Origin of the sequence: Deinococcus detaillensis, from assembly GCF_007280555.1 — a bacterium.
In the GTDB taxonomy this organism is placed as follows: domain Bacteria; phylum Deinococcota; class Deinococci; order Deinococcales; family Deinococcaceae; genus Deinococcus; species Deinococcus detaillensis.
Map to the genome: position 1 here is coordinate 1 of NZ_VKDB01000028.1, position 18,877 is coordinate 18,877.

Consider the following 18,877-nt stretch of genomic DNA (forward strand, 5'->3'; position numbering starts at 1 on the left):
GTAAGCGTCGGTGCAGGCTTTGAGTTGGTCGCGGGCGTCGGTGAAGCGGCTCTCAAGGGTGGGCTGTGCGTCGGTGGGGACACTCACGGGGAACTCCGGGCAGAAACCTCAGGTCTGCCAACCAGCCCGGATTCTTGACCGGGAGCGTCCCTACGAGTAAAGTAGGGCGTAGGCGAAGGCCTTCTACCTTGCCGGGTAGAAAACAATTCGAAGCTTTCTGGACGGACACCCTCTGCGAACAACGGTCTTGTTAACCGCGCGGGGGGTTTTCCCGTTGGTCGATTGCTCGGTGACCGCCGGGATGTAGCCAGTATACGGGGAAATCTGCTGGAAGTTACGATCGAGTGCGATTGCCGGATCTAGGCGATTGAGCATGGTGGTTTTTGTGTTTTGACGATGTCGTCAGACTGCTCTTCTCGACATCATCTGGAAGCGAGCATGTTCAGGGTCACTGACCGTCGTCTGCGTTAAGCTGAGGCGGGATGAACTGTTATAGACGTGAGCGGCGGCGTGATCAACCATCAATCCATTGCGAACAAATGCCAGTTGCTGAGCCGAGGCAGGCAACACGTTAAGTGGCTCATACGTCAGCAGTAGAAAAAGCTCGTGTAGATTCGCCCGTGACGTCTGGTGGATTGCCTCACCACAGACCAATTCACGCCAGAGCAAAAGAAGCAGGCGACCTAACAGGTCGCCTGCTTCTTTTGCTCTGGCCCGATATACAGTCGAAGCCAACCGGCAGTTGTTACTCTCCGATCCAGTCGATCGTCTGAGCTGAGCCGCGTAGATTCTTGACCTCCCCGGCGGGCGTGGTGAGCTTTAGGGCGGCGGCGGTGCTGGCTGTGGCATTGAGCAGCAGTGTGACCATCCCGTCCGCGCCAGTCGCAGTTTCGTATTTTGCTGTCTCACCGGGAGCGATGGTGGCCGCGACCAAGGTGACCTGATCGCCCGCCTGACTGGAGATCACGTAAATAGGAGCCTTGCCAGTGTTCTTGACTTCCCAGGTGACTGCTACACCTGCCAGCGGATTGCCATCCCTATCGATGGCCGATACGGGTACCAGCACCTCACCCACGTCGTCACTCTGTATGGTGGGAGCCAAGCCGGTGCTGGCCGGGGCAGTGATTTCCACGTCCTGAATTTCAACCGTGATGGCTGGAGCAGCCGTGGGAGTGGCGGAAGCAGGAGCAGTTGCAGGCACGGCAGCCGGAGCTGGAGTGGCCTGCGCGAATATCAGGGCAGTAGGTGAGACTGCGAGGGTCTGGGCCAAGCTGGGCGAGAAGAGGAGCGAGGCAGTCAGCATCAAGTGGCGCATGGGAAACTCCTTGTGAACAGGGGAAGAATGAGGGGTTCGTTTCAGGCGGGCAGAATGTACAGGCCATTGCTGCGGAAATCCAGATGGATGTCGCTGCCGTTGGGCAGGATGGTGGACTCAGAAGGCGGGGCAATCAACACGGCTCCAGCAGAAGTTTCGATGGTGTACTCGGTCATGGCTCCCAGATACGCGCCGGAGGTGATGCGCCCGACCAGCCCGCTCTCGCTGAACGAGATGGATTCGGGCCGCACCAGCACGCGCACGTCGCCGGTGGGTGCGCCGGACTGCGTGTACGGCAAGGAAACATTGCCGAAGCTGAGTTGATGCCCATCATAGGTGGCTTGCAGCAGATTGGCCTCGCCGATAAAGTCCGCGACAAAGGCATTGGCGGGGCGGCGGTACAGGTCTTCTGGTGTGCCGACCTGCTCAATTTTCCCAGCGCTCATGACCACCACCACGTCCGAGATCGCCAGCGCCTCAGCCTGATCGTGGGTCACGTAAACAGCGGTGATGCCCAACTGCTGCTGGATGGCGCGAATCTCGTTGCGCATCTGGCGGCGCAGTTTGGCGTCCAGGTTAGAGAGCGGCTCGTCAAAGAGCAGCACCTTGGGCTTCATGACCAGTGCGCGGGCCAAAGCGACGCGCTGCTGCTGCCCGCCCGACAGTTGCGAGGGTGCGCGGCTGCCGTAGCCGCCCAGACCCACCAGTTTCAGGGCTTCCTCTGCGGCGTGTACGGCGTCGTGGCGGCGGGCGACGCGCAGGCCGTAGGCGACGTTCTCCAGCACACTCAGGTGCGGGAACAACGCGTAACTCTGAAACACCATCGTCACGTCGCGCTGCGCCGCCGAGAGCTGGGTCACGTCCTCGTGGTCAATGGACAGCTTGCCCTCGGTGATGGTTTCCAGCCCGGCGATCATCCGCAAAATGGTGGTTTTACCGCAGCCCGAAGGCCCCAGCAGCGTGACCAGCGTGCCGGGTTCCACCTCCAGATTGGCACTCTGGACGGCGGTGGTCTTGCCGAAACGCTTGGTGACGCCCTCCAGCTTGACCGGAGCCGCCCGACTGTTTGGGGCAGAGGTTGGACGGGATTGGGTGGCGGTCATGGATTCCTCTCAAAAATGATGTTCATACGCTTACCCCCGCCTTTGATCCGCCCATCCGCCCCACGCCCCAGGTCATCAGGGCAATCACAACAGCCAGCGTGAAGACCAGCAGCGCCGACAGCGCCGCCGCGTCGCCGAGTTGCCCGCGCTCCACCATGCTCAGCACCTCGCTGGTGACCACCTTGTGGTCCGGCGAGATCAAAAAGATAATCTGCGAGATGGCGGTCATGGCCCGCACGAAGGCGAAGATCAGGGCCGAGATCAGCGCTGGGCGAATCAGGGGCATTACCACTCGCCACAGCGTGGTCAGGCTGCCCGCACGCAGGGTAGTGCTGGCCTCCTCCAGCGCCGGATCAATCTGGCGCAGGTTGGCAACAGAGGACCGGATGCCCACTGGCATGTTGCGGAAGATAAAGGCGACAATCAGGATCAACATGGTGCCGGTCATGTATGCGAAGCCGCTGTTCAGCGCCAGGATGTACCCGATCCCAATGACGGTGCCGGGAACAGCGAAGGACAACAGAGAGCCGAGCTCGATAAAACCTCGCCCGAAGAATTTCTGCCGCGTGATCAGGTAGGCGATCACCACGCTGAGGATCAGCACAGGCAGGCTGCTGAGGGCCGCGATCTTGAGGGTGTTGAAGAACACGTCCAGCGACCCCACTGACAGGTTGCGGATGTGTTCGGTAGTGAAGGTATTGTCAAAGCCCCACAGTTTGACCAGCGCTCCGAAGAACATGCTGCCATACACCGCGCCCACGAACAGCACCCAGATCATGAATACGAAAAGCAGAACGCGCTCCAGCACGGGCGGCAGCGGTGTGACCATGCCCTGGGCGGGCTTGCCGGTGATGGTGGTGAAACTGGTGCGCCCCAGCCACGCTTGCTGTGCCAGAAACGCTGAAACGCTCAAGGCCAGCAGCACCGTGCCGTACACCGACGCCTCGGCAGGGTTGAACTCCACCGAGAAGTACACTTGCGTCGCCAGAAACGAACCACCCATAACAAACGGGTTGCCGAAATCGGCCAGACTCTCAATGATGGTCAGCAAAAAGGCGTTGGCGAGGCCGGGGCGTACCAGCGGCCAGATCACGGTTTTCAGAACGTGCCAGCGGCTCGCACCCAAGGTGACGGCGGCTTCCTCCAACGTGCCGTTGAGGCTTTGCACCACGCCCACCAGCACCAGGTAAGCAATCGGGGTATAAGCCAGCGTCTGCGCGATGCCCACGCCCAACTGCCCCAGCAGCGCGTCGGTGTCTAGGCCCAAAATGCCGCTGGTGATCAGTCCTTGGCGGCCCAGCAAAAAGATCAGCGCGAAGCCGATCACGAACGGCGGCGTGATGATCGGCAGAAGCGAGAAGACGCCCAATAGCTTATTGGCCGTGATGCGCCGCCGGGTCATCCACCACGCCAGCCCAACTCCGGCCAGCACGCCGAGGCCCTTGAACAGCAGCCCCAGATCGGCAGTTTGCGGCGTGCTGGCTGCCAGCGCCCCAATGGCGTACCCTGCTAGTGCCAGCGGCACGAACAGGTACGGCCCGAACGACGCCCGGCTGCGGGTGCCCAGCAGCGCAAAGGCCAGCGCCAGCGCCGTAGCCGCTGTCGCAACGCTCACCGCCAGCAACACGCTATTTCGCAGCGCCCCGAATCCGAAATACAGCGCAGCGAAGACGCCCACCCCCAGCGCCGCCAGCAGGGTATTTCTCACCGTCGCCCAGACTGGACGCTTCCTCCACAGCGACAGCCCCAGCCCGGCCATCCCGCCCACGACGGTGGCGATCAGGGCCAGCACCGCCTCGCTCTGAGGCGTGGTCTCGTTCTCCAGCACGAAAAACGCTGGAGAGGTCAGCACGCTGCGGAAGGCCTCCAGTGAAAAGCCCGTTTCGCCGAATGCGTTTCTCAGCACCTTGTACAGCGGGAACATCACGAACAGAATCAGGAATAGACCCACCCACAGTGTCGAACTGGCGATGAAGCGGTCAGCTTTGATGATCCCTGTATCCGAGAGCGCCATGCCCGTGACCGACAGCAGCGCCAGCGCGGTGATGAGTGCGCCCAGATCAGCGGGCTGATTTCTAAAGACGATGAAAAAGGCCGTGACCGAAAATCCGGCCAGCGCCACGACCAGCGTGGGCAAAGCGCGGTTGGCCCTGCCCAAGAAGCTCAGGGCCAATGTGGCGAACAAGGCGGCCAAGGGCACCCACAGCACTGGCAGGGTTCCCAACAGGCTTAAACCGCTGGGGCCACCGGCCAGAAAGGCCCGGCCCTGACGCACCCAAGGCAAGAAGGTAAAGGCCAGCAGGCCCAGCAGCGGCCAGAGCAGGAGGGCGACTTGCACTCCGGCCCGGTTCCTCTCCGAAACGGGGGGAGTTACCGCCGTGGTAATGGAAAGACCTCCTTGGTCCAGCGCGAGATGATGCGGGCGCGGGTGGCGCTGTCGCCCCATTTGGCGAAGTCGTAGTCAATGATCTTGATTTTGTCGAGGTCGGGTGAAGCGGCGGCCACAGGCGTTTTGCTGTTGGACTGGATCTGGAAGGATTCCACCGTCGCCGCCAGCTTCTGCGTCTCAGGCTTGAGGACAAAGTCGATGAACTGCTTGCCTGCCGCCGCATTGGGGCCATTAGTGACCAAGCTGACGCCGCCGATTTCGGTGCCCGTTCCGGCCTTGGGCGCAACCGCCCGCACCGGGAAACCGCGCACGTTCTGCGCCACCGCGTCGTGCATGAAAGTTACGCCCACCGCCACCTCGCCGCGAGCTGCTAGGAACGCTGCGCCGGAGCCGGGGCGGGTATAGCCGTTGCGCGGCACGTTGTTGTGGATTTTCTTGAGGAGGTCAAAGGCCTGATCCTCGCCGTAAATCTGAATCAGGGTGGTGATCATGGTGTAGGCCGTGCCGGAGGTGTTGGGGTTGGGCATAGCGACGAGGCCCTTGTACTTGGGATCGCCCAAGTCGGGCCAGTCGGTGGGAGCACTCAGGTTGCGCTTTTTCAGCACCGTGTCGTTGACGGCGAACCCGAGCGCCCCGGTGTACAGCGGGATGTAGGCGTTCCTGACTTGCGAGCGCAGCGACGGATACAGATCATTCCAAGCTTTAGGCTTGTAGTAGGTCAGCAGCTTTTCCTTGGTGCCCGCTTCATGCACGTCGCCGGTACCGCCGAATAGCACGTCAAAGCTGGGATTGTCCTTCTCGGCACGTAACCGGGCCAGCGACTCGCCCGCAGACAGCCGCAGGAATTTAGCCTCGCCGCCCGTTTCTTTTTTGTAGGCGTTGGCCACGACTTGACACCAATCGGCCTGTGCGCCGCAAACAAAGGTCAGGCTGCCTTGAGCGGCGGCGCTGCTCGCGCTGACCAGCAGGGTAAGGGTCAAGATTCGTTTCATACGCTGCATATGTTCTCCTTTAAGCAACCGGCAGAATGAGGGATGGCGAAGAATAGCTGACAAGCGCCTCTTAAGGCGGCAGGGCAGACAGGAGACCGCTGTTATAGTTCAGGATTAAGTCTGCAAAAGGGGAGTGCCGTACTCAAGCTTTGGTACATTGAGTTCACAGGCCTGGGCAGCAAAGAGACGCGCCGAGCGAGCGGGCAGACTCTAGAATGCCGAGCAATGCCGAGAAGCAGAAGAAAACATTCAGCGTTCAAACGCACAGCACTGGTGACTGGGATCTTGGCATGGCTGGGAACCGCACAGGCGCTTGTTCAGGTGGAGTTTTGGCACATTTTTTCCGACGCGCCGCGCCGACAGTGGATGCTGGATCGCGCCGCCGAGTTTCACCGCCTGCACCCGGAGATTAAGGTCACGCCCGTGTCCTACGCCAATTATCCGCAAACCTTTCAGGCGCTGGCGACAGCGGCCCGCACCGGCACAGCCCCGGCTCTGGTTCAGATTTCCGAAGCGGGCACTCAGCTGGCCATCGACAGCACGCTGTTCCGGCCTCTGCCCGCCGCTGCTGGGCGGCAGGTGCAGGACATGCTGCCCTCAGTACTGAATTACTACCGGGTGGGTGGGCAACTCTACGGCTTGCCGTTCAACACCTCCTCCCCAGTGTTGTATGCCAACACGTCGCTGCTGCGAAAGGCTGGCATCACGGCGGATCATCTGCCTGACACGCTGGAAGCTCTGACCACCACCTGCGCGACCCTGAAGCGCACAGCGAGGTCGGTCGACTGTCTAACCTTTCCAGTGGACGCTTGGTATTTCGAGCAGTGGGCCGCGCAGCAGGGCGCACTCTGGGTGGACGGCGGCAACGGGCGGCAGGGCCGCGCCACTCAGACGTTTCTGACCAGCGAGGCGGTGGCCCGTCCTCTGCGCTGGCTGGGGCAGATGAAACGCTCCGGTTATTACGTCAACACTGGCAAGCTGGAAGACAATACTGGCGTCACCCAGTTGTTTTTATCAGGTCGGGTGGCGTTTTTGATGACCTCCTCCTCGCGCATTGGGCAGGTGCTGAGCGGCAGCAAGGCGAAGAACTTCACAGTGCAGGTGGGCCAGATGCCGGTGCCGCAGGGCAGCCCGCGTCAGGGTTTAGTGGTGGGCGGCAGCAGCTTGTGGATTCCGCGAGAGATCGCGCCCGAGAAGGCAAAGGCGGCGCAAGCCTTCGCCCTGTACTTGACCAGCACCGCCAACCTGGCGTCCTGGCACCGCATCAGCGGCTACGACCCACTGCGCCGCAGTAGTCTGGAGCTGCTCCAGCGGCAGGGCTGGTTCAGGGTAGGCGAGGCCCACACGGTCGCCGTGGAGCAGTTTCGCCGGACGCGCTCTACCCCGGCCACAGCGGGTGCACTGTTTGGCAGCTTTTATGAAGTCCGGGCGGTGTTGCACGCGGCCATCGAGCGGGTACTGGGCGGCGCAGAGGTCGGCGCGTCGCTGAGAGTGGCCAAGGCGCGGGCCGACGAGATCATTCGGGCCTACAATGCGCGGCTTTAGTGCCGCTCTGCTCCGCAGACCCGCCTCGTCCGACGCGGCGCGGCTGGCACGAGTCACGGTGCCCCCGGCCCGCTGGCGCAGGCTGCGGATGTGGCAGCGCTTTTTTCTGAGTCAGGTGACGGTCTTCACCCTGCTGATGCTGATTCTGGTAGCCGTGCAGTACGCCTCGTTGACGGACCGCACTCGCCAGGAATTTGGCGAACGCGCCCTGATGCTCTCGCGCACCATCGCCAACATGCCGACCCTCCGAACCTACTTCATCCGTCCGGATGTGCCGCTGCGTATTGATCCGCTGCTGCGCCAGATGCAAGCCGATATCGGCGCGGACTTTCTGGTGGTGGGCGGACGCCTGGGCATGCGTTACGCCCATCCGTTTCCGCCCGCGCTGGCGCAGCGCATCAGCCGCAGCGGACCAGACGACGTGCTCGCGAGCGGCGACCCGGTGGAAGTGGGCGTGCAGCAGTTCAGGGAATTCATCTGGGGTAAGGCTGAGGTACGCGGCGCGGCAAACGAAGTGATCGGGCTGGTGTCCACCGGGTTCCTGCTGCCCACCGTGCAAGCCATCGTCTGGCGGGTCTCCCTCGGCCTGCTGCCGTGGTACGGTTTCGGCTTGCTGTTCGCGCTGCTGAGCAGTTTGTACTTGAGTGCCCGTTTGCGGCGCGATTTGTTCGATCTGGAACCGGACCAGATTTCGGGACTGGTCTCGCAGCACCACGCGGTCCTCACAGCGCTGCAAGACGGCGTGCTGGTGCTGGAACAAGACCGGGTGGTGCTAGCTAATCAGTGCGCCCTAGATTATATGGGGGTGGCGAGCATTGCCGGGCTGCCTTGCCTGCCAACGTTGTGGCCTGAACTCTCGGCGCTGCTGCAACGTGAGGCGCGGCCATCGTTCCGGGAAGCTCCCGGCAACTGGCGGCAGCAGCCGGTGCTCATCAGCGGCTACCGGCTTCCCAACGCGCAGCAGGTGGTGGTGTTTCGCGAGCGGGCCGAGGCGGTCAGGCTGGCTGAAGAGCTGACTCACGCGCGTGAGTATGTCGAGTTGCTGCGCTCGCAGACCCACGAATTCACTAACCGGCTGCACACCATCGCGGGCCTGATGCAGATTGGACGCCCCGAACTGGCCTTGCAAGTCATTCAGCGCGAGGCAGGCCAGGCCCAGCAAATCAGTGACCGGGTCAGTGGGATTGTGCCGCCCCGGCTGGCGGCTCTACTGGCTGGCAAGATAGCCCGCGCCCGTGAACTCGGCGTGGACCTGCAAATCGATCCGGCCTCTGCCCTGGAAGACCACTGGCCGGGCGGCGTGATCGATACCCTGATTCTGGCGGTGGGCAATCTGGTGGAAAACGCCTTCGACGCGGTACGCGGCCAGAACGCGCCGCAGATCAGCGTGATGATCGGCGAAGATGCCGAAGGAGTGCAGTTGGAGGTACGTGACGGCGGCCCTGGGCTGACTCCACCCCACCTGCCCCATCCAGGGTTCAGTACCAAAGGACCAGGACGCGGCCAGGGCTTGGCGCTGATTCACCAACACCTGCTGCCGTATCACGGGCAGCTCGAATACTTCAGGGCTGCCGAGGAGTCGGTCTTTATTCTCAGTATTCCTGCCGCACCGGAACTTGGTCTGTGACCCCTCTGCCCCGTCTGCTCAGCCGCGTGATGATCGTCGAGGATGATGTGCTGGTTCGGACCATTCACCAGACCCTGATTGAAGACCTGCCGGGATTTCAGGTCGTGAGCACGGTGGGATCGCTGGCACAGGCCAGCCAGGATCTGCAGAGCGTCACCGTCGATCTGCTGCTGGTGGATATTTATCTGCCGGACGGTAACGGCCTGACCTGGGCCGCCCAGCTGCCCCGAATTTCCACTGGCCCAGACGTGATCATGATCACTGCGGCCAACGATCTGCCGACGGTGCAAACGGCAATTAGAAGCGGTGTGCTCGACTTTCTAATCAAGCCGTTCGAACGCCAGCGGCTTTATGCGGCGCTACAGCGCCATCAGCAGCGTCACTCGGTCGCCAGTCCAGCACACCTGACCCAGTACGGTGTAGACCGCTTGCTGCGCCACGATCCCGTCACCCATCTGCCCAAAGGCATTGACGCCGCCACCCTGGGCAAAGTGCAGCGGTTACTTGACGAGGCCATCACGCCACTGAGCGCCGAAACGGCAGGACGACACCTGGGCGTCAGCCGGATCACGGCGTGGCGCTACTTGGAGTACTTGGTGGGACTTTCACTGGCCGAGGTGGAAGTGCTATATCAATCCACTGGCAGACCACTCAAGCTCTATCAGCGGTCAAGACACGATTCTGAAATTCTACTCCGCTAAGAAAAATACGCCGTCCCACACGCGTTTTACAAGAGCCTCAAAGTCGAGACTGCTCGGATCTGCTTCAGTCTTCCAGAGCCGCCGCAGGCAAGGCGGGTGGCAAGACCAGCGCCGACAGCGCCAGACCGCCTAGCCCGGTCATGATCGCCACGCCCAGCCAAAGTTCCAGGCTCAAGTTGCTCAGGCCCAGCCGCACCGCGCCGCCCAGGTACGGCACCCACACCGCCAGCGGCAGCAGGAAAGCGAAGGCCCGAAAGGCGATGGGCCGCGCCGGGGAGGGGTGCAGCAGCACGCACAGCACGTCGGCCAGCAGACCGCACACCAGTGCCACGCCGGGCACCCGCCAGTCACCGGGAGCGAGCATCAGGGCCATCGCGGTGTTGGTCAGGGTGTACATCACGGTGATTGAGCCGAATGGCAGCGCGAAGCGGCGCAGCAGCAGCAACACCGGCGCGGCCAGCATCAGAGCGGTTAGCAGTACGGCGCTGAGTTCGCCGCGCGTCTGGACCCAGCCCAGCCCCTGCGGCACGCTCAGCAGGCCCCACATGTACATGTGAATAAAAGCGGTGATCGCCAGAACCGAGCTGGCCGACAGCACCGCCACCCAGCGCAGCACCATCGGCGCACGCCGGGAGGTGGACGACTTCCAAGCGGCGTTCAGCGGCGAGGCCACGATCAACGAGCCGCCCGCGAACAGCAGCAGGTGCGTGGGCGAGAGCAGCGCTTCAATGCCCACCTCGATGCCATATACCGTGTGCCAGATCAGATCGCCGATGCCGCCCAAGCCGAACAGCGGCACGCCGATGGCCGCCAGATTGTAGCCGTCCGGAAAGGCGGCCAGACCGCGCCGACCCAGCTGCCAGCCGCGCGAGGCCAGGTACAAGCACCAACCTGCCACTGCGACAAAGCCGCTGTAAAAGACGGCGTGCCAGGGGGTGAAGAAGGTTTCCAGCGACTCGCCAAGATGGTTGTGTGCCCAGCCGTCGAGGAAGAGGCCCCCCAGCAGCCACCAAGCCAGCACGATGGTGATCAGGTGCTGCGTGGTGGTGGCGCGGTAGGCCGCAGGTGACGCCGGGGCAACCTGAAGAGACTGGGGCGCAGTGGTCATGGGGCAGTTTAGCGGATGGGCTGGAGACTGGCCCCGCCCACCTCGGGCCGCGTTACGCAGCGCTCTGGGAATTCAGCGGCACCAGTGCAGGATGGTGTTCGCTGCACTGTGTGCGATTTCCCCCACGCTCAGTCAAACAGCCCTTCTTGCCGGGTGCCCTCGGCGCGTTGGAATTTGAGTTCGTTGAGCTGCCGGATGGCGTCGGCCTCGCTGGTGGCGGTGGGAATGCTGCCCGCTTTGGCTGGCCGTCCACGCCGTTTGGGTTGGGTGCTTGCCGCTGGCTCTGCTGGCTCCCTTAAGGCGGCTGAGCGCCCCAGAGTTGGGCGGCGCTCCGGCGTGGGGCTGGCGGGCGTCACAGCGGCCATCAGCGAGCTGAGCAGGGCCGACTGGGTACCGGTTTGGGCCGAGAGTTGCGCCGAGAGGTCGTCACACAGCCGCATCAGCTCATCAATCTTGGTGACAATCCGCCGCTGTTCGGGGAGCGGAGGGAGGGGAGTCAACATTTCATTTATCTGCTCGGTGCTTAAATTAGGAATTGCGCTTCCAGATGATATATCCAGATTTTTTTGTATTTGAGTAGACAGGTAGTGAAACAGATAGGTCTTTTCAGTTTTAACGGGCTCTATTTTTCCCACTCTTTGATTCATCACTAGCTTTTCAGTGAGTGAGTTGATGCCTAATTTTCCAGTAGTTGCACCGGACATAGCTATAAGCATATCTCCGACATTGACTAGAAATTTATCGTCAACTTCGCTCATGTAAGACTCGTCTATGAAGTCCATACGCGCTTTAGTGACTTGGCCGTCGCTAATATCACCTATCTTCACAACTCCAACACCACTTTCTTGAAATAAATTGCTCTTAAATGCAAAACCGTTGGTGAAATTTATTAGAGTACCCAGCCGCACCCACTCCCACCCATGCGGCACTTCATACGGCCTCTCTTCCGGCTTCACGGGGGGCAAGGGTTTGGGTGCTTTGATTTTGCCTGCGGCCACCAGTCGGCGCTTCTCGGCCTCAATCTCGCGCAGCAGTTCGCGGGCGGGCGGGTCGGCGGGGTCTTGCGGCACCAACTTGCCCATGACCGCCAGTTGCAGCACGGCCTTTCGCAGCTCGGCCACGTTTTGCGGGGCGCTGTAGAGGTCGCCAAAGTGCTGGGCCACAAACTGCCACGCCTGCGCGAAGGCTTCCGGCGTGTCGGCCCCCAGCAAGTCGGAGAGGGCTGCCGTGTGAACGTCCAAGCGCTTTTGCTGCTGGGCATTTCGCAAGGCTTCCAGCTCATCGCAGCGGGCCATCAGTTGCTCAATTCTGGCGACAATGCGCCGCTGTTCGGGGAGCGGAGGGAGGGGGATGAGAGCGGCCAAAATCTGACCGCCAGATAAATGATCAACTGTCGTATAAGACTTTGTGCCCTGAACTGCTGTCAGCCTCACTTGAAGGATTCTAGCAACTAATGATTGCTCTACATTGTCACTATAAAATGATAGCCTACTTACTCGCTGGTTTAGCAATGCTTTTCCATACTTCCAAGTGGCGACTCTGAATTCTCCATCCATACTGATGAGATATTCACCTTCGGTTACTATAAAATCCTCTTTATATTCGCCGTCGTAGAAAGTTCCCGTAAAAGGCTGGCCTACATCCCTAATACGAATTAAAGGCAAACCACCGCCTGATTCGTTGAATTTGTTAGACTTAAAAGAAAATCCCGCTTGTGAGTCGGCAATATCTCCCAACCGTACCCACGCCCAGCCCTGCGGCACCTCATACGGCACTTCATCCGCTTCAATCGGCAGCAGGGGTTTGGGTGCTTTGATCTGGCCCGCCGCCACCAGTCGGCGCTTCTCCTGCTCAATTTCTTTTAGCAGCTCACTCGCGGGCGGGTCGCTGGGGTCTTGCTCCACCAGCTTGCCCTGCATCGCAAGCGTCAGAATCAGCTCGCGCAACTTCTTCAGGCCGTCCGGCGCGGCAAAGGCGGTGTCAAAGTGCTGCTCTAGCAGTTGCTCGGCGGATTGCTCGGCGCTAGGAGCCTGGCTCAGCACCGTCATCAGCGCCCACCGCCCAGCGCGGCCACCAGTTCCTGCTTCAGCGCACCCTGCGCGGCCTGCACCTGGCGGGTCAGCGCCTCGTACTCGGCCATCAGCTCGTCGGGGTCGGCATGAACCACGTCTACCCGGTGCGGGTTCTTGATGTCGAGGTTGTAGCCGCGCTGCTCAATCTCGGCGGCGCTGACCTTCCAGGCGTACTCGCTGCCCTCTCGCCCGCTGCGCTGCGGGCCGCCCCACCAGGCCTTCTCGCGCTCGAACTCGGCCAGCGTCAGCGGCCTGGTGCGCGAGTACGATTTGTAGCCCTCGGGGTAGGGATGCTCAAAAAACCAGATGTCAGCGGTAGGGCCGCCCTTCTCAAAAAACAGGATGTTGGTGTTGATGCTGGTGTACGGGTTAAACACGCCCTTGGGCAGCCGGACGATGGTGTGCAGGTTGAAGTTCTCCAGCAACTCTTTTTTGATGGTGGTCTTGACACCCTCGCCAAACAGAAAGCCGTCGGGCAACACCACGGCGGCGCGGCCCGTGCCCTCTTTGAGCAGGTGCATGATCAGCGCCATGAACAGATCAGCGGTTTCGCGGGTCTGGTACTTCTTGGGAAAGTTCTGCTCAATGCCGTTTTCTTCCACGCCGCCGAAGGGTGGGTTCGCCAGAATGATGTCCACCCGGTCGGACGGCACGTAGTCACGCAGTGGGCGGGCCAGGGTATTGTCGTGGCGCACGCCCAGCGGCACGTCGATGCCGTGCAGCATCAAGTTGGTCATGGCCAGCAGATGCGGCAGCGGCTCTTTCTCCACGCCGCGCACGGTGTCCTGAATCAGGGCGTTGTCGTCGGCGCTCTGGGCCTGCGCCTTGAGGTGGTCAATAGTGCCGGTCAAAAAGCCGCCGGTGCCGCAGGCCGGGTCAAACACCACTTCGCCCAGGCGCGGGTCAAGAATATCCACCATGAAGTTGGTGACGGGGCGCGGCGTGTAATATTCGCCCGCGTTGCCCGCCGATTGCAAATCAGCCAGAATCTTCTCGTAAATGTCGTTGAAGAGGTGCCGGTCTGAGAGGGAATTGAAATCAATGTCGGCCTCAATGGTGTTGATGACCTGCCTGAGCAGCGTGCCGGACTTCATGTAGTTGTAGGCGTCCTCGAAGACCAGGCCCACCACCCGGCCCTGATCTATCGGGCTGACGGTCAGCTTCTTGAGGGCCGGAAACAATTGGTTGTTGACAAAATCGGTGAGTTCTTCGCCGGTCATGCCTTCGGGGTTCTTGGCCCAGTTGGCCCAGCGGAACGGCTCGCTCAGGGGCGACTGGTAGTGGTCGTAGGTGAGTTCCCATTCCTGCTCTTTGTCGTCGAAGATTTTCAGGAACATCAGCCACACCAGCTGGCTAATCCGCTGGGCGTCGCCGTCCACGCCCGTGTCTTTCCGCATGATGTCTTGAACCGATTTGACGAGGGTATTGATGGACATGCTTGACTCCAATGCTTCAGTTAAGAGGCGCTATACAGTTCGTTTTCCAGTTCGCGGATGGCCTGTTCGTACTCGGCTCTGCCACCAAAAGCTTTGACCAGCTCCAGCGGCGTGCCGAGCTGACGGAACGGATCGATTCTGAGAATTTGCACTTCTTCCAGCGGCTCCACGCCCTGATCGGCGTATTTGTCGAGGAGGGCGTCTAGCACGCTGCGGGCCTTCTCGCCGTACTTGCCGAAGGCGTCGCGCTTCTTGACCTTGGCGGCGCGTTCACGGCGGGTCAGCGGCGGCTGATTCCAGGCCAGATGGCAGATCAAATCGAAGGGGTCGAGCTGGTCACCGAGTTCGGCACTCAGCGCTTCAAAGAAGATCCCCTCTCCTTCGAGTTCGGTGATGATGGCCTGTTTGCGCTCGGCGGCGTTCCAGCGCTTGAGGAAATCACCCAGCGAAGCAAACTCGCGATTGAGGGTTCGCAGGGTGTACGCCTTGAGAGATTCGGTAATCGGGTTGCCTTGCGCGTCGTAGTAGATGACTCGCTCGGCCACTACCCTCACCTCCACGCCTTTGACGTGGTACTTGCGAACCTTGGTTTCGTCGCTGTCGGCCAGGCCAGAATTTACCGGCTCTGGCACTTCGTCGCCTTCCAACTTGGGCGGCACGGGCGAGTCGTTCGCCCCCGGCTCGTAAATCTGCACCGGGTCGCCGTCGAAGTCAGGGTCGGCAAACAGAGCAGTGGCTCCCTTGAAATCCAGAATGGTAAAAAAGTGCTTGCTGTAAGCCTCGTTGATGCGGGTGCCGCGCCCGATGATCTGCTTGAACTCGGTCATCGACTGAATCCGCTGATCCAAGACAATCAATTTGCAGGTCTGGGCATCCACGCCGGTGGACATCAGCTTGGAGGTGGTGGCGATCACCGGATAGCGGCTTTCGGGGAAGATGAAGTTGTCCAGCTCGTCTTTGCCTTCTTTGGAGTCGCCGGTAATTCGCATGACGTACTTGGAGTTTTCCAGCACCAGATCGGCGTTCTCATTGACGAGCGCTTGCCGCATCCGCTCAGCATGGTCGATGTCATCGCAAAACACGATGGTTTTGTCGAAGCGGTTGGTGGCCTTGAGGTACTCCGAAATTTTGCGGGCCACCAGCTCGGTGCGCTCTTCGAGCACCAGGGTTTTGTCGAAGTCGCGCTGGTTGTAGGTGCGCTGCTCGATCTCGTGGCCGTACTTGTCGCGCTGGCCCTCACTGGGTGCCCAGCCGCTGAGGTCTTTGTCGAGGTCGAAGCGCACCACCTTGTACGGCGCGAGGAAGCCGTCCTCGATGCCCTGGCGCAGCGAGTAGGTGTAGATCGGCTCACCGAAGTAATCGATGTTGGACACGTCCTTGGTTTCTTTGGGCGTGGCGGTCAGGCCAATCTGGGTGGCCGCCGAGAAATACTCCAGAATTTTGCGCCAGTTGGAATCCTCGGCGGCGCTGCCCCGGTGGCATTCGTCCACCACGATCAGGTCGAAGAAATCGGGGCTGAACTGCTTGTAGATGTTCTGTTCTTCCTCGGTACCGGTAACCGCCTGATACAGCGACAGATAAATTTCATACGACTTGTCGGTCTGCCGTTTGCTGATCTTGGTCATGGCCGAGCCAAACGGCTTGAAGTCGTTGGTTCTGGTCTGATCGACCAGGATATTGCGGTCGGCCAGAAAGAGAATCCGCTTTTTGGCCTTGGCCTGCCACAGCCGCCAGATGATCTGGAAGGCGGTAAAGGTTTTGCCGGTGCCGGTGGCCATCACCAGCAGAATCCGTTTCTGGCCCCTAGCAATCGCCTCGGTGGTTTTATTGATGGCCAGAATCTGGTAGTAGCGCGCCGTCTTGCCGCTGCCGTCGCTGTAATAGTCCTGCGTCACCAACTCGGTTTGCGCGGGAGTCAGGTTCTTCTCGGCGTTCCACCACTGCCACAGCTGCTCTGGACTGGGAAAGGCGTCCAGGCTGATTTCCTTTTCCAGCACGCCTTCCGACATCAGGGCGTTGTGAAACAGAAACCCATCACCATTCGAGCTGAACACAAACGGCACCTGCAAGGTCTGACCGTAAGCCTGGCCCTGCTGCATTCCGCTCCCGACGCTGAGCGTATTGACTTTGGCCTCAATCACTGCAATGGGGATATTGGGCTTGTAGAACAGCACGTAATCGGCCCGCTGGGCTTTGTGCTTGCCGGTGTCGCGGGTGTGGAGCTGGCCGCTGACGATCACGCGGCCCTTGGTGAGATACAGCTCTTCGCGCACCTGCGTCTGCAAGTCCCAACCGGCTTTCTGAATGGCGGGCGTGATGAACTTGCTGCAAATGTCGCGCTCGGAGAGTTCTTTTTTATTCATGTCTATTCATGGCGCTCATCGAGTTGGGCGTCGAGGGCTGCCAGCGGTTGTGCGCCGATCAGCTCAAGGACTTCGGTACGCGGCACCCGCCACGTGTCACCGATCCGCAGGCCCTTGGTTTCGCCAGTTCTGAGCCGCCGCCGAATGGTTTCGCCGCTGAGGCGCAGAAACGCCGCCAATTCATCCGGCGTATAAAATTGCCGCTGGGTCATTTATGCATTCTACGCAGACGGCGCAGAGCTGGACGGCTTTTCGACAACTGCGCCATCAGGACTGAGTGATTGTCAGCAGCGGCACTTCGGGAAAGTCGCCGTAATCGCCCGTATTGAGGGTCAGCAGGGCGTGACCGAAGGTGCTGGCGTGTGCGCCGACCAGAAAGTCGGTCAGGATGCGCCGGGGCAGCCCGCCCCCACTGGCCCGGCGGCGGGCGCTGTAAGCGGTGTGGGCCACTCCGGCCCGCCGCCAGGCGATCAGCGGCATCTGCGGATCGGCGCTGACGCCGTAAGTCCTCAGCAGCACATCTAAATCGGGATAAAAGCCGGACAGTTCGGCGTACACCGCCCCGCAGACCACCAATCGCCCCTGGGTGGCCAGCCTATCAAGCGCGGCAGCCAGCTTCGGCGCGGCGGGTTCGGCATTCCACAGCGAGAGCAACACATTGCTGTCGAGCGCAGTGCTCAAGCCTCATCCGCTGGGAGGTCGCCTAGCACCGTGATTTGGGGGTGCGGCGGTGTGGCGTCCAGGGCGGCGCGGTCTGCCGGGTCGTGCCTGAGTTCGTCAATGATGCGCCGGGCGTCCTGTTCTGTGGGCTGCTTGGCGAGGCCGATCATGCCCCCGAAGCTGGGCGTGTCGCGCTGCGGATACACCACCACCGCACCTCCCTCCAGCTCAAAACGAATGCGGTCTCCGTCGTGTACGCCGAGCCGCTCACGGATTTCGCGTGGCAGCGTCACTTGCCCCTTGCTGGTGATCTTGGCCGTGATAGAGGTCATGCCGTGATTGTACACCTTACAAGAGTTCCTTACTAAGTTTCTTTTACGCCCGGCCAGCGAAACGGGCGGACCCGGCTCGGTTTCGTAGTGACATAAAGAAAGAAATCTTTATATCTTTCTTTATGTCTTGCCCAAATATTTCTCTAACGCCCTTTGCACCACATCTTGAATCTTGACGCCCTCCTCAGCGGCGTACACTTTCAACCGGCGCTGCAAACTGCGTGGCAGACGGGTGTTAAATGATTCGGGGACGTCCGTTTCTTCGGTCTTCAGCGGGACGGGGTCGGGGACGTGCACCTGCGTCGGCGTCTCCTCCTGACTGCCCATACGCTGCTTCATAGCCGCGCCGATGCTCACACCCTTCTTCCGGTCTCCCGTCATGCCAACGCCCCCAACAATGCATTGCGGTACTCGCTCAGGTCATCCGGTAAGGTGCCAAAGGCCCGCTCGTATTTGATGAGGTGCGGAATGACGCCGTACACCGGCAAGTCCTCTTCTTCCAAGGCCAGCTTCATTTCCCTACCGAGGCCGCCCCTCGCTTGGGTCAGCAAAATGCCCCAGGGGCCACTAAAGCCCGAAGCCATCAATGCGTCGAGTGTCGGAACCAATCGGTCTGCTTCTAGGGCGTTGCATTTGGCGACCACCAGCACACGGGTCGCCAGCCGCGCCGCGTCACCGAGCGCGCGGGGATCGTTGGGCGGCGTGTCAATGACCACCCAAGCATGTTTGAGGGCCGCAGCCTGCTTCCCTTCCGGGTAAACGGGAAACGGCAAGTCGCCCGCCGCCCGAGCCCACGCACCTGCGCTGCCTTCCGGGTCTTTATCGAGGATGCACACGTCTTTGCCCTGCGCGGCCAGGAGCGCCGCCGTGTAGATCGCACTGACCGTTTTGCCGACGCCGCCCTTGCGCGAAAGTACTGAAATCCGTTCTGTCATAAAGAAAGCTTACTTGAAAGAAAGATAGAAAGAAAGTCGTTTTGAAAGACTGAAAGCCGCTATCAAAGTGCCGGATCGGGGCAGCACAGTGGGAACGATGACGAGCAGCGTATTTGCCGCCTTTTATTTCAGACGCATGTTGAGGCGGAGATTGTCGGCACTGCTCAAGCTGTACATCACGTCTCCACCGGGAAGGATGCTGTCACCGTCCCCCGGTGAAGTTCAGATATCAGCTGCGTCCACTTCAGTCAGTCAATGGGATTTTGGTCGTTATGTTCAACAAAAACGAACCATAGGGA

Annotated in this window: 16 protein-coding genes; 3 read left to right on the plus strand and 13 right to left on the minus strand. The window is 60.8% G+C overall.

From position 1 onward, the window contains the following. Nucleotides 1–745 precede the first annotated feature (745 nt). The 4 genes from FNU79_RS16255 to FNU79_RS16270 are packed head-to-tail and all read right to left on the minus strand — an operon-like array spanning nucleotide 746 to nucleotide 5,799. Complete coding sequence (locus tag FNU79_RS16255) at nucleotides 746–1,315, minus strand: hypothetical protein (RefSeq protein ID WP_143721848.1); 570 nt, start codon at nucleotides 1,313–1,315, stop codon at nucleotides 746–748. A 41-nt stretch (nucleotides 1,316–1,356) separates the two neighbouring features. Next, a complete protein-coding gene (locus FNU79_RS16260; RefSeq protein WP_143721849.1) occupies nucleotides 1,357–2,418 on the minus strand; it encodes an ABC transporter ATP-binding protein in 1,062 nt (353 codons plus the stop codon). A 22-nt stretch (nucleotides 2,419–2,440) separates the two neighbouring features. After that, entirely contained in the window at nucleotides 2,441–4,756 is a 2,316-nt protein-coding gene (locus FNU79_RS16265; RefSeq protein ID WP_185974765.1) for an ABC transporter permease, read from the minus strand. Nucleotides 4,757–4,788: 32 nt separating this feature from the next. Next, on the minus strand, nucleotides 4,789–5,799 hold the full coding sequence (locus FNU79_RS16270) for an ABC transporter substrate-binding protein (RefSeq protein WP_185974766.1): 1,011 nt from the start codon (nucleotides 5,797–5,799) through the stop codon (nucleotides 4,789–4,791). Between the two features lie 273 nt (nucleotides 5,800–6,072). Between FNU79_RS16270 and FNU79_RS16275 the strand changes: the two genes are divergently transcribed. Genes FNU79_RS16275 through FNU79_RS16285 form a run of 3 tightly spaced genes read left to right on the plus strand, consistent with a single transcriptional unit; the run spans nucleotide 6,073 to nucleotide 9,672 of the window. Then, a complete protein-coding gene (locus FNU79_RS16275) occupies nucleotides 6,073–7,344 on the plus strand; it encodes an extracellular solute-binding protein (RefSeq protein WP_185974767.1) in 1,272 nt (423 codons plus the stop codon). Then, complete coding sequence (locus tag FNU79_RS16280) at nucleotides 7,331–8,971, plus strand: sensor histidine kinase (RefSeq protein ID WP_143721853.1); 1,641 nt, start codon at nucleotides 7,331–7,333, stop codon at nucleotides 8,969–8,971. Before FNU79_RS16275 ends, FNU79_RS16280 begins: the two co-directional genes overlap by 14 nt. Further along, entirely contained in the window at nucleotides 8,968–9,672 is a 705-nt protein-coding gene (locus FNU79_RS16285; RefSeq protein WP_143721854.1) for a response regulator, read from the plus strand. Before FNU79_RS16280 ends, FNU79_RS16285 begins: the two co-directional genes overlap by 4 nt. Before the next feature lie 64 nt (nucleotides 9,673–9,736). Here FNU79_RS16285 and FNU79_RS16290 read toward each other — a convergent pair whose 3' ends face one another. From FNU79_RS16290 to FNU79_RS16330, 9 genes are all read right to left on the minus strand, one after another. Continuing rightward, on the minus strand, nucleotides 9,737–10,780 hold the full coding sequence (locus FNU79_RS16290) for a hypothetical protein (protein WP_143721855.1): 1,044 nt from the start codon (nucleotides 10,778–10,780) through the stop codon (nucleotides 9,737–9,739). A gap of 128 nt (nucleotides 10,781–10,908) precedes the next feature. Beyond that, nucleotides 10,909–12,828 (minus strand): restriction endonuclease subunit S, encoded by a 1,920-nt coding sequence (locus tag FNU79_RS16295; RefSeq protein ID WP_143721856.1) that lies wholly within the window; start codon nucleotides 12,826–12,828, stop codon nucleotides 10,909–10,911. Beyond that, nucleotides 12,828–14,288, minus strand: coding sequence for a type I restriction-modification system subunit M (locus FNU79_RS16300; RefSeq protein WP_143721857.1), 1,461 nt, complete (start codon nucleotides 14,286–14,288; stop codon nucleotides 12,828–12,830). The genes FNU79_RS16295 and FNU79_RS16300 overlap by 1 nt, the downstream gene beginning before the upstream one ends. 20 nt (nucleotides 14,289–14,308) lie before the next feature. Beyond that, nucleotides 14,309–16,651 (minus strand): EcoAI/FtnUII family type I restriction enzme subunit R, encoded by a 2,343-nt coding sequence (gene hsdR, locus FNU79_RS16305; RefSeq protein WP_143721858.1) that lies wholly within the window; start codon nucleotides 16,649–16,651, stop codon nucleotides 14,309–14,311. Between the two features lie 2 nt (nucleotides 16,652–16,653). After that, nucleotides 16,654–16,863 carry a helix-turn-helix domain-containing protein gene (locus FNU79_RS16310; protein WP_143721859.1) on the minus strand — a complete coding sequence of 70 codons (210 nt, stop codon included), beginning with the start codon at nucleotides 16,861–16,863 and terminating at the stop codon, nucleotides 16,654–16,656. A 55-nt stretch (nucleotides 16,864–16,918) separates the two neighbouring features. Continuing rightward, a complete protein-coding gene (locus FNU79_RS16315) occupies nucleotides 16,919–17,332 on the minus strand; it encodes a type II toxin-antitoxin system VapC family toxin (RefSeq protein WP_143721860.1) in 414 nt (137 codons plus the stop codon). Further along, on the minus strand, nucleotides 17,329–17,643 hold the full coding sequence (locus FNU79_RS16320) for an AbrB/MazE/SpoVT family DNA-binding domain-containing protein (protein WP_143721861.1): 315 nt from the start codon (nucleotides 17,641–17,643) through the stop codon (nucleotides 17,329–17,331). The genes FNU79_RS16315 and FNU79_RS16320 overlap by 4 nt, the downstream gene beginning before the upstream one ends. 120 nt (nucleotides 17,644–17,763) lie before the next feature. Beyond that, nucleotides 17,764–18,024: a hypothetical protein gene (locus tag FNU79_RS16325; protein ID WP_143721862.1), complete on the minus strand. Its 261-nt coding sequence runs from the start codon at nucleotides 18,022–18,024 to the stop codon at nucleotides 17,764–17,766. Continuing rightward, a complete protein-coding gene (locus FNU79_RS16330) occupies nucleotides 18,021–18,578 on the minus strand; it encodes a ParA family protein (protein WP_143721863.1) in 558 nt (185 codons plus the stop codon). Before FNU79_RS16330 ends, FNU79_RS16325 begins: the two co-directional genes overlap by 4 nt. Nucleotides 18,579–18,877: the final 299 nt, after the last annotated feature.